This is a genomic window from Nocardia pneumoniae NBRC 100136 (assembly GCF_000308755.1).
In the GTDB taxonomy this organism is placed as follows: Bacteria; Actinomycetota; Actinomycetes; order Mycobacteriales; family Mycobacteriaceae; genus Nocardia; species Nocardia pneumoniae.
Window position 1 is genome coordinate 68,875 of sequence record NZ_BAGF01000040.1, and the last position, 15,964, is coordinate 84,838.

A 15,964-nucleotide genomic window follows, 5' to 3' on the forward strand; every position below is an offset into this window, starting at 1 on the left:
GGTCTGGTAAGCCTAACCTATCTTTCGCTAGGAACGGCGCACGGCCGGATGTCCGTGGCGGCGGAGCCGATCCCCGAGGAGGTTCGATGACCGAGCTCATCACCACGCCCCATCGATCGACGGTGGCGTTCGGACGCGCCTGTGCCCGGCTTCGCGCGCTGCAACCGGAGCATCCGCGGGTCTACGCCGTGGCCGCGATGGCCGAACAGGGCAAGCGGCGCTGGTGGCGATTATCGGACGGCGTGCGCGAGGGGCGCGTGGAACTCATGTACCGGCGGCACGCGGCGGAGATGATCAGCGCCGACATCGCCGCGGAAGTCGTTGCGACAGCGCTGATCCACGCGATCGTGGGGCGGGTGGTCGCGCTGCTCGTGGCGGACGGGCGGGCATGGGATCCCGGCCTGGAGAACCTCTGGATCCACACCGACAACGACGGCGGCATCGACTGGGCGGGGTTGTCGGACACCGTTGTTCGCGTGCTGGACGGCGATCCGCTCGCGGGCGAGCCGGGTGTGGTCGCCCTGCCCTGCGCGGAGGCGATGTACGTCTGGCTCGCGCACCGCTGTGCGTCCGCGCTGACGATCGTTCAGGAGAACATGGCGCGCTGCTCCGGGTTGAGCCGCCACCGGTTCTGGGCACTCGTCGTCGAATCCATCGCGGGCGCTTCGGCTTACGTACCGGATCTCGCGCGGACCGATTCCGCCGTCGGCGCGCGGCGCGGACAAGGGTTGCTGGCGGCCATGGCCGGGCGCGGACTTCCGGTGCGGCGTTCGGGAACTTGCTTAGTTAGGTAAGCCTGACCTATAATGGTGTTCGGCGTACGGATCGCGCGAGAGTCCCGAGGGCTGCGGTGACCCCCGATCCCTTGCCCGCGACGGGCTCCACCCACCGGTGGGGCCCGTCGCTCTGTTTCTGTGTGAACTATGTCGCGGCGCCCGGCTCTGGCGTGCCGTCGCTCCCGGGTCTACGCTGACGCCGACACGAACGCGAAAACCGCCGAGCATCAGGGTATTCGACGCCCGAGCAGGTGTCGGACGGCCGATCGCCGCGCACGTGTCGCGATCATCGATGCGCAGCGTCGCGCACCGCGTCCGAGTCGTCGACGAGGCCATGCATGTGGTCGGACAGGCATTCGCGGTGGCTCACCGAGTAGTTCGAGGGGTGTGCCGGTTTGCCCAGCATCAGACCGTCCCGTTTTCGTTCGATCGCGGCCGTGTCGGCTGTTGCGGCAGCGCTCGTCTTCCCCGCCTGCGGGCGTGGGGAGCAGCCGGAACCACGCAGCCGCGCGGAGGTCGCCAGCACGCCCGCGCATGTCGCATCACACTGGGACTACGACGCGGAGGGCCCCGACCATTGGGCCGAACTCGACCGCGACTACCTCGCCTGCAAGAGCGGCCGCCAGCAGTCACCCATCGACCTGCCGAGCCATGCGCGACTCGAGCCGTCCGAGCACATCACCATCGACTACCACTCGGTGCCCGGGCTGACCCTGCTGAACACCGGGCACACCGTGCAGGCGAACCTTTCAGCGGGCAACGGAAATCGCATCGTGGTCGACGGCGTGCCGTTCGACCTGGCGCAGTTCCATTTCCATCTGCCCAGCGAGCACACGCTGGACGGCGCGGGCGCGACGATGGAAGTGCACTTCGTGCACAAGAGCGCGGCAGGCAAGCTAGCGGTGCTCGGTGTGCTCATGCAAGCCACGCCGGACCCTTCGCCCTTCGACCCGATCCTCACGCTCGCGCCGGAGGCCGTGGACGTCCCGATCCCGGTCGCGGGCCCGGTCGACCTGCGCGCGCTGCTACCCGGTGTCCTCGACCAGTTCCGGTACGAGGGTTCGCTCACCACGCCACCGTGCAGCGAGGGCGTGTCCTGGACGGTGCTCGGCAATCCGGTCCCGGTAGCGGCGTCCGACGCGGACCGATACCGGACGCTGTTCGCGCACAGCAACCGGCCGACCCAGCCGTTGAACGGGCGGGCGGTCACGCTGGCAGGCGGATGAGGCCGCCGAGGCCCGCGCGACCGGCTATGCGACAGTGAATGCATGACACAGCAGGAGACTCGGCAGCTCGGCTCGCTGGCGGGCGTCACGCCGGAGCAGATGAACGAATACAGCGAAGGCACCTTCGCCGACCTGATCGGCCTGCGCTACACCGAGCTCACCCCCGACCGCGTGCGCGGCGAGTGGGTCGTCAAACCGCACCTCTACCAACCTGCTGGGATCCAGAACGGTGGCGTGTACTGCACGGTCATCGAAACGCTCGCCAGCATCGCGGGCGGGATCTGGTTCGGCGACCAGGGCACGGTGGTCGGCGTCAACAACAACACCGACTTCCTGCGCGCGGTGCGCGAAGGCACGCTGACCGGCGAGGCCACGCCGCTGCACCGCGGCAGGCTCCAGCAGCTGTGGCAGGTCGTCATCACCGACGAGCAGGACCGCACCGTCGCCCGCGGCCAAGTGCGGTTGCAGAATCTGCCGCACCGTTCCTGAGCGCGCTCGTCCGGCGACGGCGGAACGGGCGTGCCAGAATGTCCGTCACCCGCCACTGTGACCCGGTGAGGAGCCCGGATGCGACTGTCACCGCACGAGCAGGAGCGCCTGCTGCTCAGCTACGCCGCCGAGCTGGCCCGGCGCAGGCAGGCGCGCGGACTGAAGCTGAACCATCCGGAGGCGGTCGCGCTGATCACCGACCACGTGCTCGAGGGCGCGCGCGACGGCCGCACCGTCGCCGAACTGATGTCCTCCGGGCGAACGGTGCTCACCCGCGCCGACGTGATGGAGGGCGTGCCGGAGATGATCCCCGACGTCCAGGTCGAGGCGACCTTTCCCGACGGCACCAAGCTCGTCACCGTCCACCATCCGATCGGCTAGGCAGGCGGCATGCGACACCAGCGGTCCCGAGGCGCGGCATGATTCCCGGTGAGTACTTCTGCGCCGAGGGCGTCATCGAACTGAACTCCGGCGCCGACCGGATCGAGCTAGAGGTGGTCAACACCGGCGACCGTCCGGTGCAGGTCGGCAGCCATGTGCACTTCCCGCAGGCGAACGCGGCACTGGACTTCGACCGCGACGCCGCGCACGGCCGTCGGCTCGACATCCCGGCCGGGACCGCGGTGCGCTTCGAACCCGGCCTCGGGCAGCGGGTTTCGCTGGTACCGCTGGGCGGAACCCGCGAGGTGCACGGCATCAGCCTGACCCCGCCCGGACGCTTGGACCGATCGGCATGAGCGACCGATGGACCCGGCCGAGCCGTCGTTCGTGGTGGGACTGGACGTCAGGGAGGTGCAGGCATGGGCGGGCGCAGTGAGCGGCCGATGGGTTCGGCCGAGCCGTGGCTCGTGGTGGGGCCGGGTGTCGGGCGCGCACCGCGCATGACGGAGCCGAGTGCCACCCGGGCGCGGGCATGAGCGGTTCTGGTCCGGCTCCAGCCGAGACGGCGGAAGGGATGAGGCCCTGATGAGTGAACTGAGCCGGGCGCGGTACGCCGAACTGTTCGGACCCACCACCGGAGACCGGATCCGGCTGGCCGACACCGATCTGCTGATCGAGATCACCGAGGACCGCAGCGGCGGGCCGGGGCGGGCCGGTGACGAGGCCGTGTTCGGCGGCGGGAAAGTGCTGCGCGAATCCATGGGCCAGTCCCGCGCGACCCGCGCCGAGGGCGCCCCCGACACGGTGATCACCGGCGTGGTGATCATCGATCACTGGGGAATCATCAAGGCCGACGTCGGCATTCGCGATGGGCGGATCAGCGCCATCGGGAAGGCGGGCAACCCCGACACCATGACCGGCGTGCACCCGGACCTGGTCGTCGGGCCGTCCACCGAGATCATCGCGGGCAACGGCCGCATTCTCACCGCGGGCGCCATCGACTGTCACGTGCACTTCATCTGCCCGCAGCTGATGGACGAGGCGCTCGGCGGCGGCATCACCACGCTGATCGGCGGCGGCACCGGACCGGCCGAGGGCAGCAAGGCGACCACGGTGACACCCGGCGCGTGGCATCTGGCGCGGATGCTGGAGGCCACCGACGGCTGGCCGGTGAACATCGTGCTGCTCGGCAAGGGCAATACTGTCAGCGCCGAGGCCATGTGGGAGCAATTGCGCGGCGGCGCTTCCGGTTTCAAGCTACATGAGGACTGGGGCTCGACGCCCGCCGCGATCGATGCCTGCCTCACCGTCGCCGACGCGGCGGGCGTGCAGGTGGCGCTGCACTCGGACACCTTGAACGAGGCCGGTTTCGTCGAGGACACGCTCGCGGCGATCGCGGGCCGCGGCATCCACGCCTACCACACCGAGGGTGCGGGCGGCGGGCACGCGCCCGACATCATCACCGTCGCTTCGCATCCCAACGTGCTGCCCAGTTCCACCAACCCCACCCGCCCGCACACCATCAACACCCTCGACGAGCATCTGGACATGCTCATGGTGTGCCATCACCTGAGCCCGTCGATCCCGGAGGATCTCGCGTTCGCCGAAAGCCGCATCCGCCCGTCCACCATCGCGGCGGAGGATCTGCTGCACGACCTGGGCGCCATCTCGATGATCGGCAGCGACTCGCAAGCCATGGGCCGCATCGGCGAGGTGGTGCTGCGCACCTGGCAGACCGCGCACGTTATGAAACGCCGTCGCGGTCCGCTGCCCGGCGATGGCGCGGCCGACAACGCCCGCGTCCAGCGCTACGTCGCGAAGTACACCATCTGCCCGGCCATCGCGCATGGCCTCGATCACGAGATCGGCTCGGTCGAGGTGGGCAAACTCGCCGACCTGGTGTTGTGGGAGCCCGCGTTCTTCGGCGTCCGCCCGCACGCCGTGCTCAAGGGCGGCGCGATCGCCTGGGCCGCGATGGGCGACGCCAACGCCTCCATTCCCACACCGCAGCCCGTGCTGCCGCGCCCCATGTTCGGCGCCGCCCCCGGCCCCGCCGCCGCGACTTCCCTGCACTTCGTCTCCGAGCAGGCGATCGAGGACGGACTCGCCGACCGCCTGCGCGTCCACCGCAAACTCGCGCCCGTCCGCAACGTCCGTCGCGTGACCAAAACGGACATGCCCCACAACGACGCCATGCCCCGCATCGAAGTCGATCCGGACACCTTCACCGTCCGCATCGACGGCGAGGTCTGGCGCGAACAGCCCGCCACCGAACTCCCCATGGCCCAGCGCTACTTCCTTTTCTGAGCCGTTCGTAACGTCGCTGTAGCGCCCGCGGCGAAGGCGTACCCCTCATCGAGCACGCAACGTCGCGGCCACCGCGACGTCCTCGGCGAACCGGAGGTGCTCATCGACGCACCGAACAACTTCCGTCGTCAGCTTCCAGCTGTTCCCGGTCCCGGCACATCGGGCCCCCGGTGGCGGGGTATCAGCAGAAACGTCGTTATCGCCACAACCAGAGGAAGGAAGCTGACGGTCAGCATTGTGAGCCGTACTGCGTCGGAGAAGTCCAGTTCGAGGTGCAGCCCGGCCGCCTGTCGCAGTAGGTGCGGGTCATACCCCGCGCTCCCGGGGCTGTGCGCCATCGCGCTGCGCACCGTGTCCACGGCTTTCTCGGCCTGGGCCGCCGACAGCCCGCGTGACCGGGCGTCGGCGAGCCACTCGCGCTGGAAGAAAATATTGAGCAGTAGAAGGTAGACGGTGGGCCCGAACGCGTAGCCGGTCATTCCGGAGGCGAGTTGCACGGAGGCTACCGTGCCGGACTGCCCCGGCGGCGCTTCGGAAAGGACCGTTTCGGATACCGCTGTGGAGGTGACCAGCGCCCCCAGATTGCACAGCCAGGTGGCCAGCACCAGCAACCACAGCGCCATCGTGGGGCTGACGGTTCCCGCCATCAGCAGCGCGCTTGCTGCCAGTAGCGACAGGCCGACGACCAGTACCGGCCGCGGGCTGTACTTCCCGACCAACCGCCCGGCCGATATCACGGCGCCAGCGATGAGCAGGGTGCCGGGCAAGTACAGCAGCCCGATGGCTTCCGGTGACAGCGAGAGCGCCTTGCTGCCGAACTGCCCCAGGACGACCCCGAGCCCGGCGGACAGGAAGTTCAGCGTAAGAGTCGCCGCCAGTGCCACGCTGAACGGGGCGCTGCGGAACAGCGTCAGATCCAGAGCGGGAACGGGAGTGCGGCGTTCATGGCGCACGAAGAGTGCGGCGGCGGCCACGCTGATCACCAACGGCAGCCAGGTCTCTGGCCGAGAGATACCGTTCTGCGCCGCCGCGAGGCTCACGACGAGGGCAAGCAAGGCCAGTCCGATCAGGGTGACACCGATCACGTCGAGCCGGCGCCGCTGTCCGAGGGGGGCCTCCGGCACGTATTCGGCCGTCAGCCAGAGCGACACCAGTGACAGCAGAGGGGCGATGAGGAACAGGGACCGCCATCCCACGGCATTCACCACCCAGCCGGTGAGCGCGGGGGTTGTCCCGCACAGGGTCATCTCGACGGCCATGAAAACACCGATGGCCGCAGGCCGCTCCTCCGGCGGCACCGAGGTCTTCAGCAGAGCCAGCGGCACGCCCAGCAGCGCGGTCATGCCGAGTCCGTCCAGGACGCGCATCGCCAGCAGGAAGCCGTAACTGGGTGAAAGCATGGAGAGCAGGTTGACGACCGTCACGATGACCAGCCCCAGCATCAGCAGCCGCTTGAGCCCGAAGGCGTCGCCGAGGTTTCCCGCGGCGAGGACAGCGGCGGCCATCACCAGCGTCGCCGTTCCACCCAGCACGCCGACGAGTTGCGGCGGCACCTGGAGCGACCGGCTCACCTGGGGCAGGTTCAGGCTCAGTACCAGAGGGTCGAGCACCGTGATTGTGAACGCGAGGGACAGTCCTAGGACGATCGGCACAGGAATCGCGTTGGCCCGTAACCGAGCAGTCGGCACCGCACACCTCCCTCCCTGCCCTCCCGCGTAGTTTGCCCGACGACGTTAGCCCAGCCGCCCGTGCGCAGCCGGGCTATCGCCGACCGACACGCGCGAGGCCGGGTTTCCCGTCAGCCAGTGCCCAGCGCATGGCAGTTCGTTACGGCTGCCGCGGGGTGGGTGGTGCCGCAGCGTGCGGCAGATGACGCCGGATCGCCAAGCCAGTGGAGCTGCTACAGGCCGGTTCCCGACCGGGAGAAGGTCAGGCGGGTGCGAACGTAACCACCATGACATCGCGGTTGGCGGGGCGGCTTCGGTCGACCGGATGCACCGGCGACACGCTGTGCAGGGTGCGGCGGTCATCGCCGATCAGCAGGTCGCCCGGGTCGTGGAGGGTGGTCGTCAGCAGTGGTGTTCCCTGCTGATCGAGCACGGAGCTTTGCCCTCCGGCGGCATTCTGCCGACCGACCAGAAGCGAAGAGACCAGGGTGACACCGTCGCGGTGTACGCCCTCTGGTGTGGGCAATCCGTCCGCGTCCGCCGATGCGATGACACGGAAAGGATGCACCTTCGCGTGCCACACCGGTGGGTCGTCCAGTGCCGTCGCCAACTGTCCGAGCAACCGCAGCACCGCGCGGAACACGGGGTCGGCTACGAAGGACTCGGTCAGGGGCTCGAAGGTGCGGTCGACGCCGATATAGAGCGGATTGCTGTTCTGCGGCTGTACGAAGGAGACCTGCGGCAGCAGCGTGGCCTGCCCCGTCGCGGCGGTGAACGAGAACCATCCATATCGGCGTAGCCTGCGCGTGCCCCGTTCGGACGCGTATCGATCCGGGCTCAGCTTTTCCCAGTGGGCACGGAAGCGGTCCCAGGCCCCCTTATCCAGGCCGAGGCACGATGTGGTGACAGCAGCTGGCATGAGGTGGGCGCCATCGGACGCCAGTGCCTTACGGGCGGTCTCGACCAGCTCGTTCGTCAACGCACCGTAGGACTTCTTCTGCACGATAGGTCCTGCCTTCCCTGGCCTACGCTGTGGGAATTCCCGACAGGGGCTGGGTAAACAGGCTGATCGCCGTGTACTGGGTGCCGCTCTCCGACGAACGATGGTTCGAGTGCGACGGCCGATCCTGTAGGTCGGGCGTCGGTTGCTCACCCGCTCGCATCGGCTGGTGACCGGCGCGCATTCTGTCGACGCCAGCGGCAAGTGGTCGTCACGGTCCGAGGTCGGCTCACCGCATTGCGGCCCGAGCGCGCATTGCGGCACGCGGCCCGTCGCAGCTCGATGCGAGGGGCCGCGTGTGCCGTTCGGTCAGAACGTTATTGCTGTAGCACGGACAAGACGTTGCCCGCGGGGTCGGTGAACCAGGCGATCAGGGGACCGCCTCCGCGGTGGATGCCCTTCTCGTCCTGGTCGGCGAAGTCGTAGCGTTCGAAACGCACATCGCGGCGGGCGAGCTCGTCGACGGCCGCCTCGATGTCGGGCACCGGAAAGTTCAATATCGTGAACGTCGCGGGGGTGTGGTCTGGTTTCGGGTACACCAGGACCGTGCCTCCGCCGCCGAGATGGAGGGTGAGCATCCCGTTCTCCTCGGAGACCCGTAGGCCCAACGTCTCGGCGTAGAACTTCTGGGCTGCCTCGATGTCGTCCACCGAGAACCCACTGAACGCGTTGCTGTCGGCGAGCATCACTCTCTCCTCTGGGTCATCTCGGCCCGATGCCGCGGGCTCAGCTGAATGAGTTGAACGTAGTTGCCGTCGGGGTCGATCGCGGTCGCGAACAGACTGCCGTCGCGGTCTTCGAGTTCGGCCAGCCACCGGCCTGCGAGGTCATCGATCCGATCGGCTACCGCCCGGGCGTCGTCCACGTCGACGTTCAGGATCACCCGGCCCGGCTCGGGGTTGGTGTCCCCGACGTCGTCGCGACTGTCGATCAGGACGTAGAAGCCGCCGAAGTCGAGGACGTCGTAACCGGGATCGCCGGGCGTGTGATCGACCTTCACCGCGAACGCCGTGGCATACCAGTCACGCAGCCGCGCCGGGTTGGTGCTGGACAACAACAGACTGCCGATTGTGGGTGTAGTCATACCGGTAAGACGACGCGAGGCCGACGAACTCATCGGTGCGACACCGCGCCGATGCGCAGCCGTACGACGGGATCAGCTCGCGCCCTGGAGCGCGGTAGCGATGATCTCCGAGCTATCGGCGTGCAGGGCCTGTGCCGCCGTCTGCCCCGTCGCTGCCAGGTAGGCGTCGACCAGCCTGTTGCCGACGGCGTATCCCGCGCCGGTGGGCAAGCCCACCGGGGCGACGCCGAAGTGTTCCGCGATGGCGTCGCCGTGCACCCAGGCGGTGAAGTTCTGCATGCCGGTCACGCCGAGTCCCGACACCACCTTGGCGAAGACCGCCTCGTCGCGCAGGTGTGGCACGCCGATGCGGGTGTAGCCGAGTTCGTCGCCGTAGAGCTGGCGGGCGAACGCGTCGGCGAGTCCTTCGGAGATCACGTGCTCGCCGACCGTGACGGTCATCGGGTTCCACACCACCCCGCCCGGGCTGTAGCGCAGGTTGTGGTTGAGCTCGTGGACGGCGGTGGCTTCGAGCCGTTCCACGTTCTCGGGGTAGGGCCACAGCGTGATGACGATGTAGCCCGACATCCCGCCGTTTCCGGTGACGCCGAGGCTGGGGCCCATGAAGTGGGCGTCGCCGGGGTCGCCGAGCACGAACAGCACGGTGATGTCCGGGACCTGGAGTCCCGGCGTCGCCGCCAATTGCACGGCGAGCGCGTCGTCCAGCGCGCGCTGCATTCGTTCCCACGCCCGGGCCGCCGCCAGCGTCTCGAGTGCGTCGAGGCAACGGTCCTCGTCGCGGTCGAGCGGAAATCCAGCAGCTCGCCGATGCATGTCGACCAAGTCGACCTCGCCGGGAAAGTAGCGGTACATGCCGCTGACGGGCTCGAGCATCGAGTGCAGCATGGCGACGCGGTCCGCGGCCGGAGCCCGCAGGATTTGCCGTGTAGCCGAGTAGGTATCGAGAACGGTGATCGTCATGTCCGCCGACACTAAACACTGACGTACGGTCAAGGTCAACCGAATTAACGGTCTGCCGAACCGGCGGACACAACACCCTCTGCCCGGCGCCAGCCGGTGGTGATTGCGCAGTCAGTCGGCCACGAGACGGGTCCGGAAATTGTTGTTCTCGCGTTGGCGACGGATTACGTAGGCGCCCGGAGCGGAGCCGGTGGCTCCGTGTTCGGGGTGCATGAGGTAGGCGACGGTGTCGGTCGTGAACATGCCCAGGGTGAGGCCGGTGGGATCGCTGACCTGGGTCGTCCAGCGGCAGGAGCCGGGTTCGGCGACGAGCGTGTGCGGGTTGCCGCCGGCAGCGCCGCGCAGCACTTCTATTCCACCGGGCGGGACACGACGCCACATCGCGTCGGGCCGGGGTGTTACCGAATCGGCCAGGTGCGCCGGGATGACGATCAGGTCGCCCTGGGCGTGCATCCCGTCGATGACGGGAATGCGTACGGACTGCTGGAACTGGTCCAGCACAAGGGAATCGGTCATGGTCTCACCTCAGGTACGCTGGACGAGTTGGGAGTATTGCGCGGCGGTCAGGCCGTATGTCCAGCCCGCGGCGGCGATGGGGTCGTCGAAATGTCCCGGCACGGTCAGCCCGTAGCGACGACGCGTCCCGTCGCGTTCGACCGAGCCGTTCACCGCGATCAGGACGCGTTCATTGCGGGGCAGGTCGTAGAGCATCAGCTCGAAACCGTGGTTGCCGGGATCGGGCGCGCTGGCCATCAGCCGCATCCCGGCTTGTTCGAGGTAGGCGGGCCAGCCGAGACGTTCGATCGCGCAACGTCGTATCTCGATATTGGATTCGCGATCGATCGCCGCGGCGGTCGGATCCGTGATCACCCACTCGGGCACCTGGGTGCCGTGCCAGAAGTACAGCTCCCAGCCATCGTCGTAGCGAACGGCGGGCCCGTCGGCACGGTGCAGCCGTACCTCGCCGAGGTCGCCGACCACTTCGGTGCTGAGCGTCTCGGGTCGCTCCGAGACCACGCACAGCCCTTCGCCCGGCCACCACCAGGGCCCACAGTGGGCCACCGCGGTTGCCCACAGTTCCCACAGCCGCGCCGAGCCGCCGTGACGGCTGGACGGGAAATCGGCCCACGCCGGAGTCCAACCAGCCCTGATGTGCCAATTCAGCAGCGGGCTCCGCCACCGTTCGTGGGCCGCATTGAGGATGCGTTGCACGCTGTTGTTCCATGAGCTCGACAGGGGCGTGGAAACCCATTTGTCGAATAATCGACACGATATGTCGGTAATGGGCACCAGGTCCGTACCGAGAGATGAAAGACGCCGCGGTACCGGGTGTTCGAGGTCAAGTGAATTCTTCAGTCGACCCACCATGCCCGGCTCGCCGGTGGACATGGCGATGAACGGAGAAGAGACCCACCGGAAGCGAGGCGGGCTCGAACCGGCCAATTCGTAGAGTTCGGTAATCGCCGCTTCGGCGGCTGGACGGTCGGCCGGTTCGGTGGACAGCATCCGACCCAACCATTTTCGACGGATTTCGGCAGCTTCGCGCTGCGTGATACCACTCACCGGCTGACGGCGGTGTAGTCCTTTCCAACGATCATGAAGACAAGCGTGACAGATCGTCCGGCGATCGGCAACGCTCAGCCGGTTCCGCTTCGATACTCGCGCTTCGAAATTCGGCCTCAGTAGGCGATGAAGAGGATCTCGTCCCGCGAGTAGTCGTGGCCCGGGTGGTTCTCGGCGAGGTGGGCTCGGGTCTTCTCGACGAGGTCGTCCTCGTTCGTGCCGGTGATGTATTCGCCGCAGGGGCAGTTGAGCCTGGTCTTCATGTCGCCTCTCGAGTCGTCGGTTCGTCAACGCCGCCCATCATCATCCACCGGCGCCGAAGCGTCGACAACGCGGGCACCGGATCGACCGGCACTCAGCTTCGGCTCATACGCGCGGAATGGCCTGTCGGACAAGGGATTTCAGGACGAAGCCGAAGCAGGTGGCAGTACGGTGACAATGGCGGACCTGTTCCCGGTGCGAAGAAGTGCCTGGTCAGCGGGTGCGGAATGCGTCCCGCAGCCAGGGGGATCGCCGGTGGTGGGGGCGGGTCCGGTCGGCCCAGAGAGGATTGGATTCGTCGCGGCGGTAGACCGCGAGCTGGCCTGCGATGGCGAAGCGCAGGTGGGTGGCCTTGCCGATCACCTCGCCATCGGTGGCCAGCGCTTCCGGGGTGGGCAACTGCACATACAGTTCGGGGAGTTGGCGTTCGCCGTAGACCTTGCTGTGGCCGATCGCGGCCAGCAGGAGCGCCAGCACCGCCCGGGTGCGCGACCAGCGCAGATCGGCACGCAGCCAGCGTATGTCGAGCAGTCCGGCGTCGAGCCGGTCGCGGAAGGCGGGTACGGCGCCGTGCGGGTGGTAGGGGCCGTTGCCGACGAACAGGAACCACACCCGCTGCCAGCGTTCGTCGAGGTAGATCTCGATCGGTTCGGCTCGGCGCAGGGTCACCACGAGCGCGGCGGCGAACGCGGGCCATTTGCCCCAGCGCGGCTGCCATTTCTCCCGCAGCTGCACCAGGTCCGGGTAGGTGCCCAGGCTCGCGGTGTTGATCAAATGCCGGGTGCGCGTGCCGGTCTCGTCGTCGTATTCGACGCTGGCGATGTCGACCGCGACCGCCTCGCCGACACCGGTGGCGTCGATCACCTCGCGCAGGTCGTAGACGCCCAAGTCGCGGGCGAAGTGGTTGAGCGTGCCGGTGGGGATGACGACCAGCGGCAGTTGGCGGCGCAGCGCGACCGCGGCCACGGCGGCCACCGTGCCGTCGCCACCGGCGACGCCGACCGCGAGGACCGGCTCGGTGTGCTCGGCGATGGCCCGCTCGAGTTGCTCGGCGCAGTCGAGATCGCGTTCGGTACGCAGCACGGTGGCGGCGGGCAGCGCGGCGATGACGTCGGCAGTGGGGTCGTAGTTCGGATCGCCGGACACCGGATTCACCACCACCACAAGCCCTTTGCCTTCCACCAGTGTCGGCACCTCGCGGACGAGGCGGGCCTGCGCCTCATCGGATTCGCGCACCGGCCACCAGCGTTGCGTAGCAAGGGCGATACCGGAACCGACCGCCGCCCCGACTACCACATCCGAGCTCCAGTGCACGCCGGTGTGCACCCGCGAGTAGGCGACAGCGGCGGCGAGCGGAGCGACCACCAGTGCGGTGCGCGGACTTTCCAGCGCGACCGCCGTGGCGAACGCCGCGGCGCAGGCCGCGTGCCCCGAGGGGAAGGAGGAGGACGTCGGGGCCGGGGACAACCGCCGGTGCGCGGGCACGAGCTCGGCGGCCGGTCGGCGCCGCGCGATGAGCGTCTTCAGTCCAGCGTTGACGGTGAGACTCGCGCCCGCGACGGAGACCACACCGCGTAGCGCCGCCCGCCGCGTCGCGCCCTTACGGGTGGCCAGCACCGCCGCGAAGATCAGCCACAGCCCACTGAAATCAGCGCTGTTGGTCAACCGCAACAGACTGTGGTCGACCACCGAGGCAGGCAGCCCGGCGACCGCGCCTCCCACAGCTCGATCGACCCGCCCGATTCTGTGAAACTTCCGGCGCACCCAGCTACTCACCCGCCCGAGATTACCGATCACCGCAGGAGCTTCCGAAACGAAGCGGCAGGTATTTTGGCACCTGCCCCGACGGACGGCTTGTCGGGCGCGAAGGCCCGTGCAATCGCGGGCTCGATGCAACATTCGCCTCCCACGCACCGATGACCCGGCCGTGCAGGGTAATTCGAGCGTGCGCCAGACGCCTTTCGCGCCGGGCTTCGGCGCCTACACCGTCGTCGATGTGGAGACGTCCGGATTGCGGGCGTCGGAGCATCGGGTGTTGTCGGTGGCGGCACTGGCATTGGACGCCGACGGCCGAGTCACCAGGGAGTTTCACACATTGATCGATCCTGGATGCGACCCGGGGCCGGTGCACATCCACGGGCTGACCGCCGCGATCCTGCGTGGATCGCCTCGATTCGAGCATGTGCGCGAATCGCTGTCGGACCTGCTTTCCGCACGCGTGATGGTCGCGCACAACGCGCAATTCGACTACGGATTCCTCGCCCGCGAGTTCGACCGGACCGGAGCCGCCATTCCGGTCGGCCGCAGGCTGTGCACGCTCGCCCTGGCGCGTCGTGTCGCGCCGCCCACGCCCGATTGCAAGCTCGACACCCTCGCGACCTACTACGGCGTGCCGCGGGCCAAGGCCCATGACGCCCTGGACGACACCCGCGTGCTGGCCGGTGTACTGCGCGCGCTGGTGGCCGACGCGGCGCGGCTGGGCATCGCACCGCCGCTGCTGCGCTGCCCACCGAAGGAGAACTACCAGAGCGCATGGGGTCTGCCCATCGAGCGTACCGGCCCGAAAATACCGTGCCCCTACGTCTATCCGGGGCGACTGGAAACCGGCGGCTCTCTGGTGCAGGGCATGAAAGTCGCGTTCACCGGCGATACCGCGACCGACCGAGACGTTCTGGTGGCGCGCGCCGAGGCGGCTGGACTCGAGGTGACGAGCGCGGTGAGCGGGCGGACGAGCGTACCGGTCACGAACGCGCCCGAGGCGTCCACAGGCAAGGCGCGCAAGGCGATCGAGGTCGGCACGCCGATCGTCGGCGAAAGCAGGTTTCTGCGATTGCTGGAGCACGTCGAGCCGGGCAGGCGCAAAGACGAGCGAGCGCGGCGGGACGTGCCGTCGCGCACGCCGACGGTACGCGTGCTCGCCCGTCCCATCGGCCCCCTCTCTGGACGCCGCGTGCTGGTGCTCGGCGGAACCCACGAACAAGCGGCCGATGCGCGGGCGCGCGTCGTCGAGCTCGGTGGCTCGGCGGCGGTGAACATGTCCGCCAGGGTGACCGACGTGCTCGCGCTGGCAGGCGGGCACAGCGACCGCCGCTACGCGAAGGCGGTGGAACTCGGCCTGCCCGTGCACGGCGAAGGCCTGGTGGCGGCGCAGCGGCCGCCCGCGGCCTTGCCCGCGGGTGCCTCCGAGCCGGTGTCGCTGGCTCGCGGCCAGGTGATGGATCTCCCGGTGGCCGAATACGGTCCGGACTGGACGGTCCGGGCGTCCTGGACGCAGAACGGCAGCTGGGCAGTGGATCTGGTGGCGTTCCTGGTCGACGGGGACGAGCAGGTCGCGGGCGACGACGACTTCGTCTTCTACAACCAGCCCGAGACCCGCGGTGCGCGGCTGAGCGCCGACGGTCCGGACGAGCAGTCGCTCGCGCTGCGCCTGGAGGATCTGCCCGGTCACGTGCGCCGGATCATGCTGGCCGTCGCCGTGGACGGCGCCGAGGTCACATTCGGTGACGTCGGCGCGCTCGAGTTCGAGGCGACGCCGGGTGTCGAGGCGGGCGTCGTCGCCCGCGCGACGCTGGACGCGGCGACCGAGGAGCGGACGCTGCTGCTCGCCGAGATCTATCTGCGTGGTGATGTCTGGCGCTTGCGCGCCGTCGGGCAGGGCTATCCGACCGATCTCGCCGCGTTGGCTCGCCGCTATGGGGTGGAGGTCCAGGAGTAGGGCCGGTCAGTGGACGCGTCCAGATGCGGCGCGCGGTGGTGGTCCAGGGCCCCGGCTGCTGAATGGGCAACATCGAGTTCGCCGCAAATGCATTGTCGCTCAGGGTCGTTCGGTCGTCCGATGACGCAGATTTCCGGGGAGTGGCGCGCCGTCGAATACTTGGTCAACTGATTGACGTACCCCGGCTGGGGGTTTCTAATGATGGATGGCGCAATTCGTGCGTCGATCGTCCGACGAAACGAGGTGAGCGGCAGATGCCGGATGACAGAAGCGACGTCTACCGCGCAGCCGTCGTCGCGGAACTGGTTGTGCCAGTGCGTCGTTGATCTGTGCGTGCGATCGATGGCCGGGCGCTTCCGGCCCGATCGTCCGGCGCGGTACGGAATTCCATGGTCGTCCCTGGTGGACGTGGGGGGTGAGCCCTGCCCTGGTTGTCCGTGCGGCGCGACCGGCAGTGCTCGGCACGGCCGGTCTACGCGCGCCCATCCCCGGTTGGGGGAGCGGGTGCGCTCACCCCGAACGATAGTAAGTATTG

General features: G+C 68.4%; 16 protein-coding genes. 7 read left to right on the top strand and 9 right to left on the bottom strand.

Going from position 1 to position 15,964, the window contains the following annotated elements; translation table 11 throughout:
* The first annotated feature begins 86 nt into the window (after positions 1-86).
* The 6 genes from ON34_RS11160 (at position 87) to ON34_RS11185 (ending at position 5,179) form a co-directional block, all read left to right on the top strand.
* The gene (locus ON34_RS11160) at positions 87-794 is read left to right on the top strand and encodes a hypothetical protein (protein WP_040778021.1); all 708 of its coding nucleotides are present in this window, start codon (positions 87-89) and stop codon (positions 792-794) included.
* A gap of 419 nt (positions 795-1,213) precedes the next feature.
* Complete coding sequence (locus ON34_RS11165; protein WP_040778023.1) at positions 1,214-2,002, top strand: carbonic anhydrase; 789 nt, start codon at positions 1,214-1,216, stop codon at positions 2,000-2,002.
* 99 nt (positions 2,003-2,101) lie between these two features.
* Entirely contained in the window at positions 2,102-2,491 is a 390-nt protein-coding gene (locus ON34_RS11170; protein ID WP_051022411.1) for a PaaI family thioesterase, read from the top strand.
* A gap of 78 nt (positions 2,492-2,569) precedes the next feature.
* Positions 2,570-2,872, top strand: coding sequence for an urease subunit gamma (locus ON34_RS11175; RefSeq protein ID WP_040778027.1), 303 nt, complete (start codon positions 2,570-2,572; stop codon positions 2,870-2,872).
* A gap of 38 nt (positions 2,873-2,910) precedes the next feature.
* A complete protein-coding gene (locus ON34_RS11180) occupies positions 2,911-3,228 on the top strand; it encodes an urease subunit beta (protein ID WP_040778028.1) in 318 nt (105 codons plus the stop codon).
* Between the two features lie 229 nt (positions 3,229-3,457).
* The gene (locus ON34_RS11185) at positions 3,458-5,179 is read left to right on the top strand and encodes an urease subunit alpha (protein WP_040778030.1); all 1,722 of its coding nucleotides are present in this window, start codon (positions 3,458-3,460) and stop codon (positions 5,177-5,179) included.
* Positions 5,180-5,307: 128 nt separating this feature from the next.
* Here the strand turns inward: ON34_RS11185 and ON34_RS11190 are convergent, their stop codons facing one another.
* The 9 genes from ON34_RS11190 to ON34_RS11225 all read right to left on the bottom strand — a co-directional run bounded on the left by ON34_RS11190 (position 5,308) and on the right by ON34_RS11225 (position 13,379).
* Entirely contained in the window at positions 5,308-6,867 is a 1,560-nt protein-coding gene (locus ON34_RS11190) for an MFS transporter (RefSeq protein ID WP_040778032.1), read from the bottom strand.
* A gap of 241 nt (positions 6,868-7,108) precedes the next feature.
* Positions 7,109-7,765: a 2OG-Fe dioxygenase family protein gene (locus ON34_RS11195; RefSeq protein ID WP_051022412.1), complete on the bottom strand. Its 657-nt coding sequence runs from the start codon at positions 7,763-7,765 to the stop codon at positions 7,109-7,111.
* A 398-nt stretch (positions 7,766-8,163) separates the two neighbouring features.
* A complete protein-coding gene (locus ON34_RS11200) occupies positions 8,164-8,532 on the bottom strand; it encodes a VOC family protein (protein WP_040778034.1) in 369 nt (122 codons plus the stop codon).
* Complete coding sequence (locus ON34_RS11205; protein ID WP_040778036.1) at positions 8,532-8,930, bottom strand: VOC family protein; 399 nt, start codon at positions 8,928-8,930, stop codon at positions 8,532-8,534. Before ON34_RS11205 ends, ON34_RS11200 begins: the two co-directional genes overlap by 1 nt.
* 72 nt (positions 8,931-9,002) lie before the next feature.
* Positions 9,003-9,890, bottom strand: a complete 888-nt coding sequence (locus ON34_RS11210; RefSeq protein WP_040778393.1) for a DUF2268 domain-containing putative Zn-dependent protease — start codon at positions 9,888-9,890, stop codon at positions 9,003-9,005.
* Between the two features lie 111 nt (positions 9,891-10,001).
* A complete protein-coding gene (locus ON34_RS11215; protein ID WP_040778037.1) occupies positions 10,002-10,406 on the bottom strand; it encodes a DUF8820 family protein in 405 nt (134 codons plus the stop codon).
* 9 nt (positions 10,407-10,415) lie between these two features.
* Positions 10,416-11,102, bottom strand: coding sequence for a DUF6745 domain-containing protein (locus tag ON34_RS11220; RefSeq protein ID WP_157172259.1), 687 nt, complete (start codon positions 11,100-11,102; stop codon positions 10,416-10,418).
* A 467-nt stretch (positions 11,103-11,569) separates the two neighbouring features.
* Entirely contained in the window at positions 11,570-11,716 is a 147-nt protein-coding gene (locus ON34_RS34160) for a hypothetical protein (RefSeq protein ID WP_063821660.1), read from the bottom strand.
* Positions 11,717-11,927: 211 nt separating this feature from the next.
* Positions 11,928-13,379 (bottom strand): bifunctional phosphatase PAP2/diacylglycerol kinase family protein, encoded by a 1,452-nt coding sequence (locus ON34_RS11225; protein WP_245547983.1) that lies wholly within the window; start codon positions 13,377-13,379, stop codon positions 11,928-11,930.
* Between the two features lie 280 nt (positions 13,380-13,659).
* On the opposite strand from ON34_RS11225, the gene ON34_RS11230 reads away from it, so the two are divergent.
* A complete protein-coding gene (locus ON34_RS11230; RefSeq protein ID WP_245547984.1) occupies positions 13,660-15,429 on the top strand; it encodes a TerD family protein in 1,770 nt (589 codons plus the stop codon).
* The last annotated feature ends 535 nt before the right edge of the window (positions 15,430-15,964 follow it).

Excerpts from the sequence above, each read along its gene's own strand:
- ON34_RS11160 (WP_040778021.1), top strand. The coding sequence starts at position 87 with ATGACCGAGCTCATCACCACGCCCCATCGATCGACGGTGGCGTTCGGA.
- ON34_RS11170 (WP_051022411.1), top strand. The coding sequence starts at position 2,102 with ATGAACGAATACAGCGAAGGCACCTTCGCCGACCTGATCGGCCTGCGC.
- ON34_RS11175 (WP_040778027.1), top strand. The coding sequence starts at position 2,570 with ATGCGACTGTCACCGCACGAGCAGGAGCGCCTGCTGCTCAGCTACGCC.
- ON34_RS11180 (WP_040778028.1), top strand. The coding sequence starts at position 2,911 with ATGATTCCCGGTGAGTACTTCTGCGCCGAGGGCGTCATCGAACTGAAC.
- ON34_RS11185 (WP_040778030.1), top strand. The coding sequence starts at position 3,458 with ATGAGTGAACTGAGCCGGGCGCGGTACGCCGAACTGTTCGGACCCACC.
- ON34_RS11195 (WP_051022412.1), bottom strand. The coding sequence starts at position 7,765 with ATGCCAGCTGCTGTCACCACATCGTGCCTCGGCCTGGATAAGGGGGCC.
- ON34_RS11200 (WP_040778034.1), bottom strand. The coding sequence starts at position 8,532 with ATGCTCGCCGACAGCAACGCGTTCAGTGGGTTCTCGGTGGACGACATC.
- ON34_RS11205 (WP_040778036.1), bottom strand. The coding sequence starts at position 8,930 with ATGACTACACCCACAATCGGCAGTCTGTTGTTGTCCAGCACCAACCCG.
- ON34_RS11210 (WP_040778393.1), bottom strand. The coding sequence starts at position 9,890 with ATGACGATCACCGTTCTCGATACCTACTCGGCTACACGGCAAATCCTG.
- ON34_RS11215 (WP_040778037.1), bottom strand. The coding sequence starts at position 10,406 with ATGACCGATTCCCTTGTGCTGGACCAGTTCCAGCAGTCCGTACGCATT.
- ON34_RS34160 (WP_063821660.1), bottom strand. The coding sequence starts at position 11,716 with ATGAAGACCAGGCTCAACTGCCCCTGCGGCGAATACATCACCGGCACG.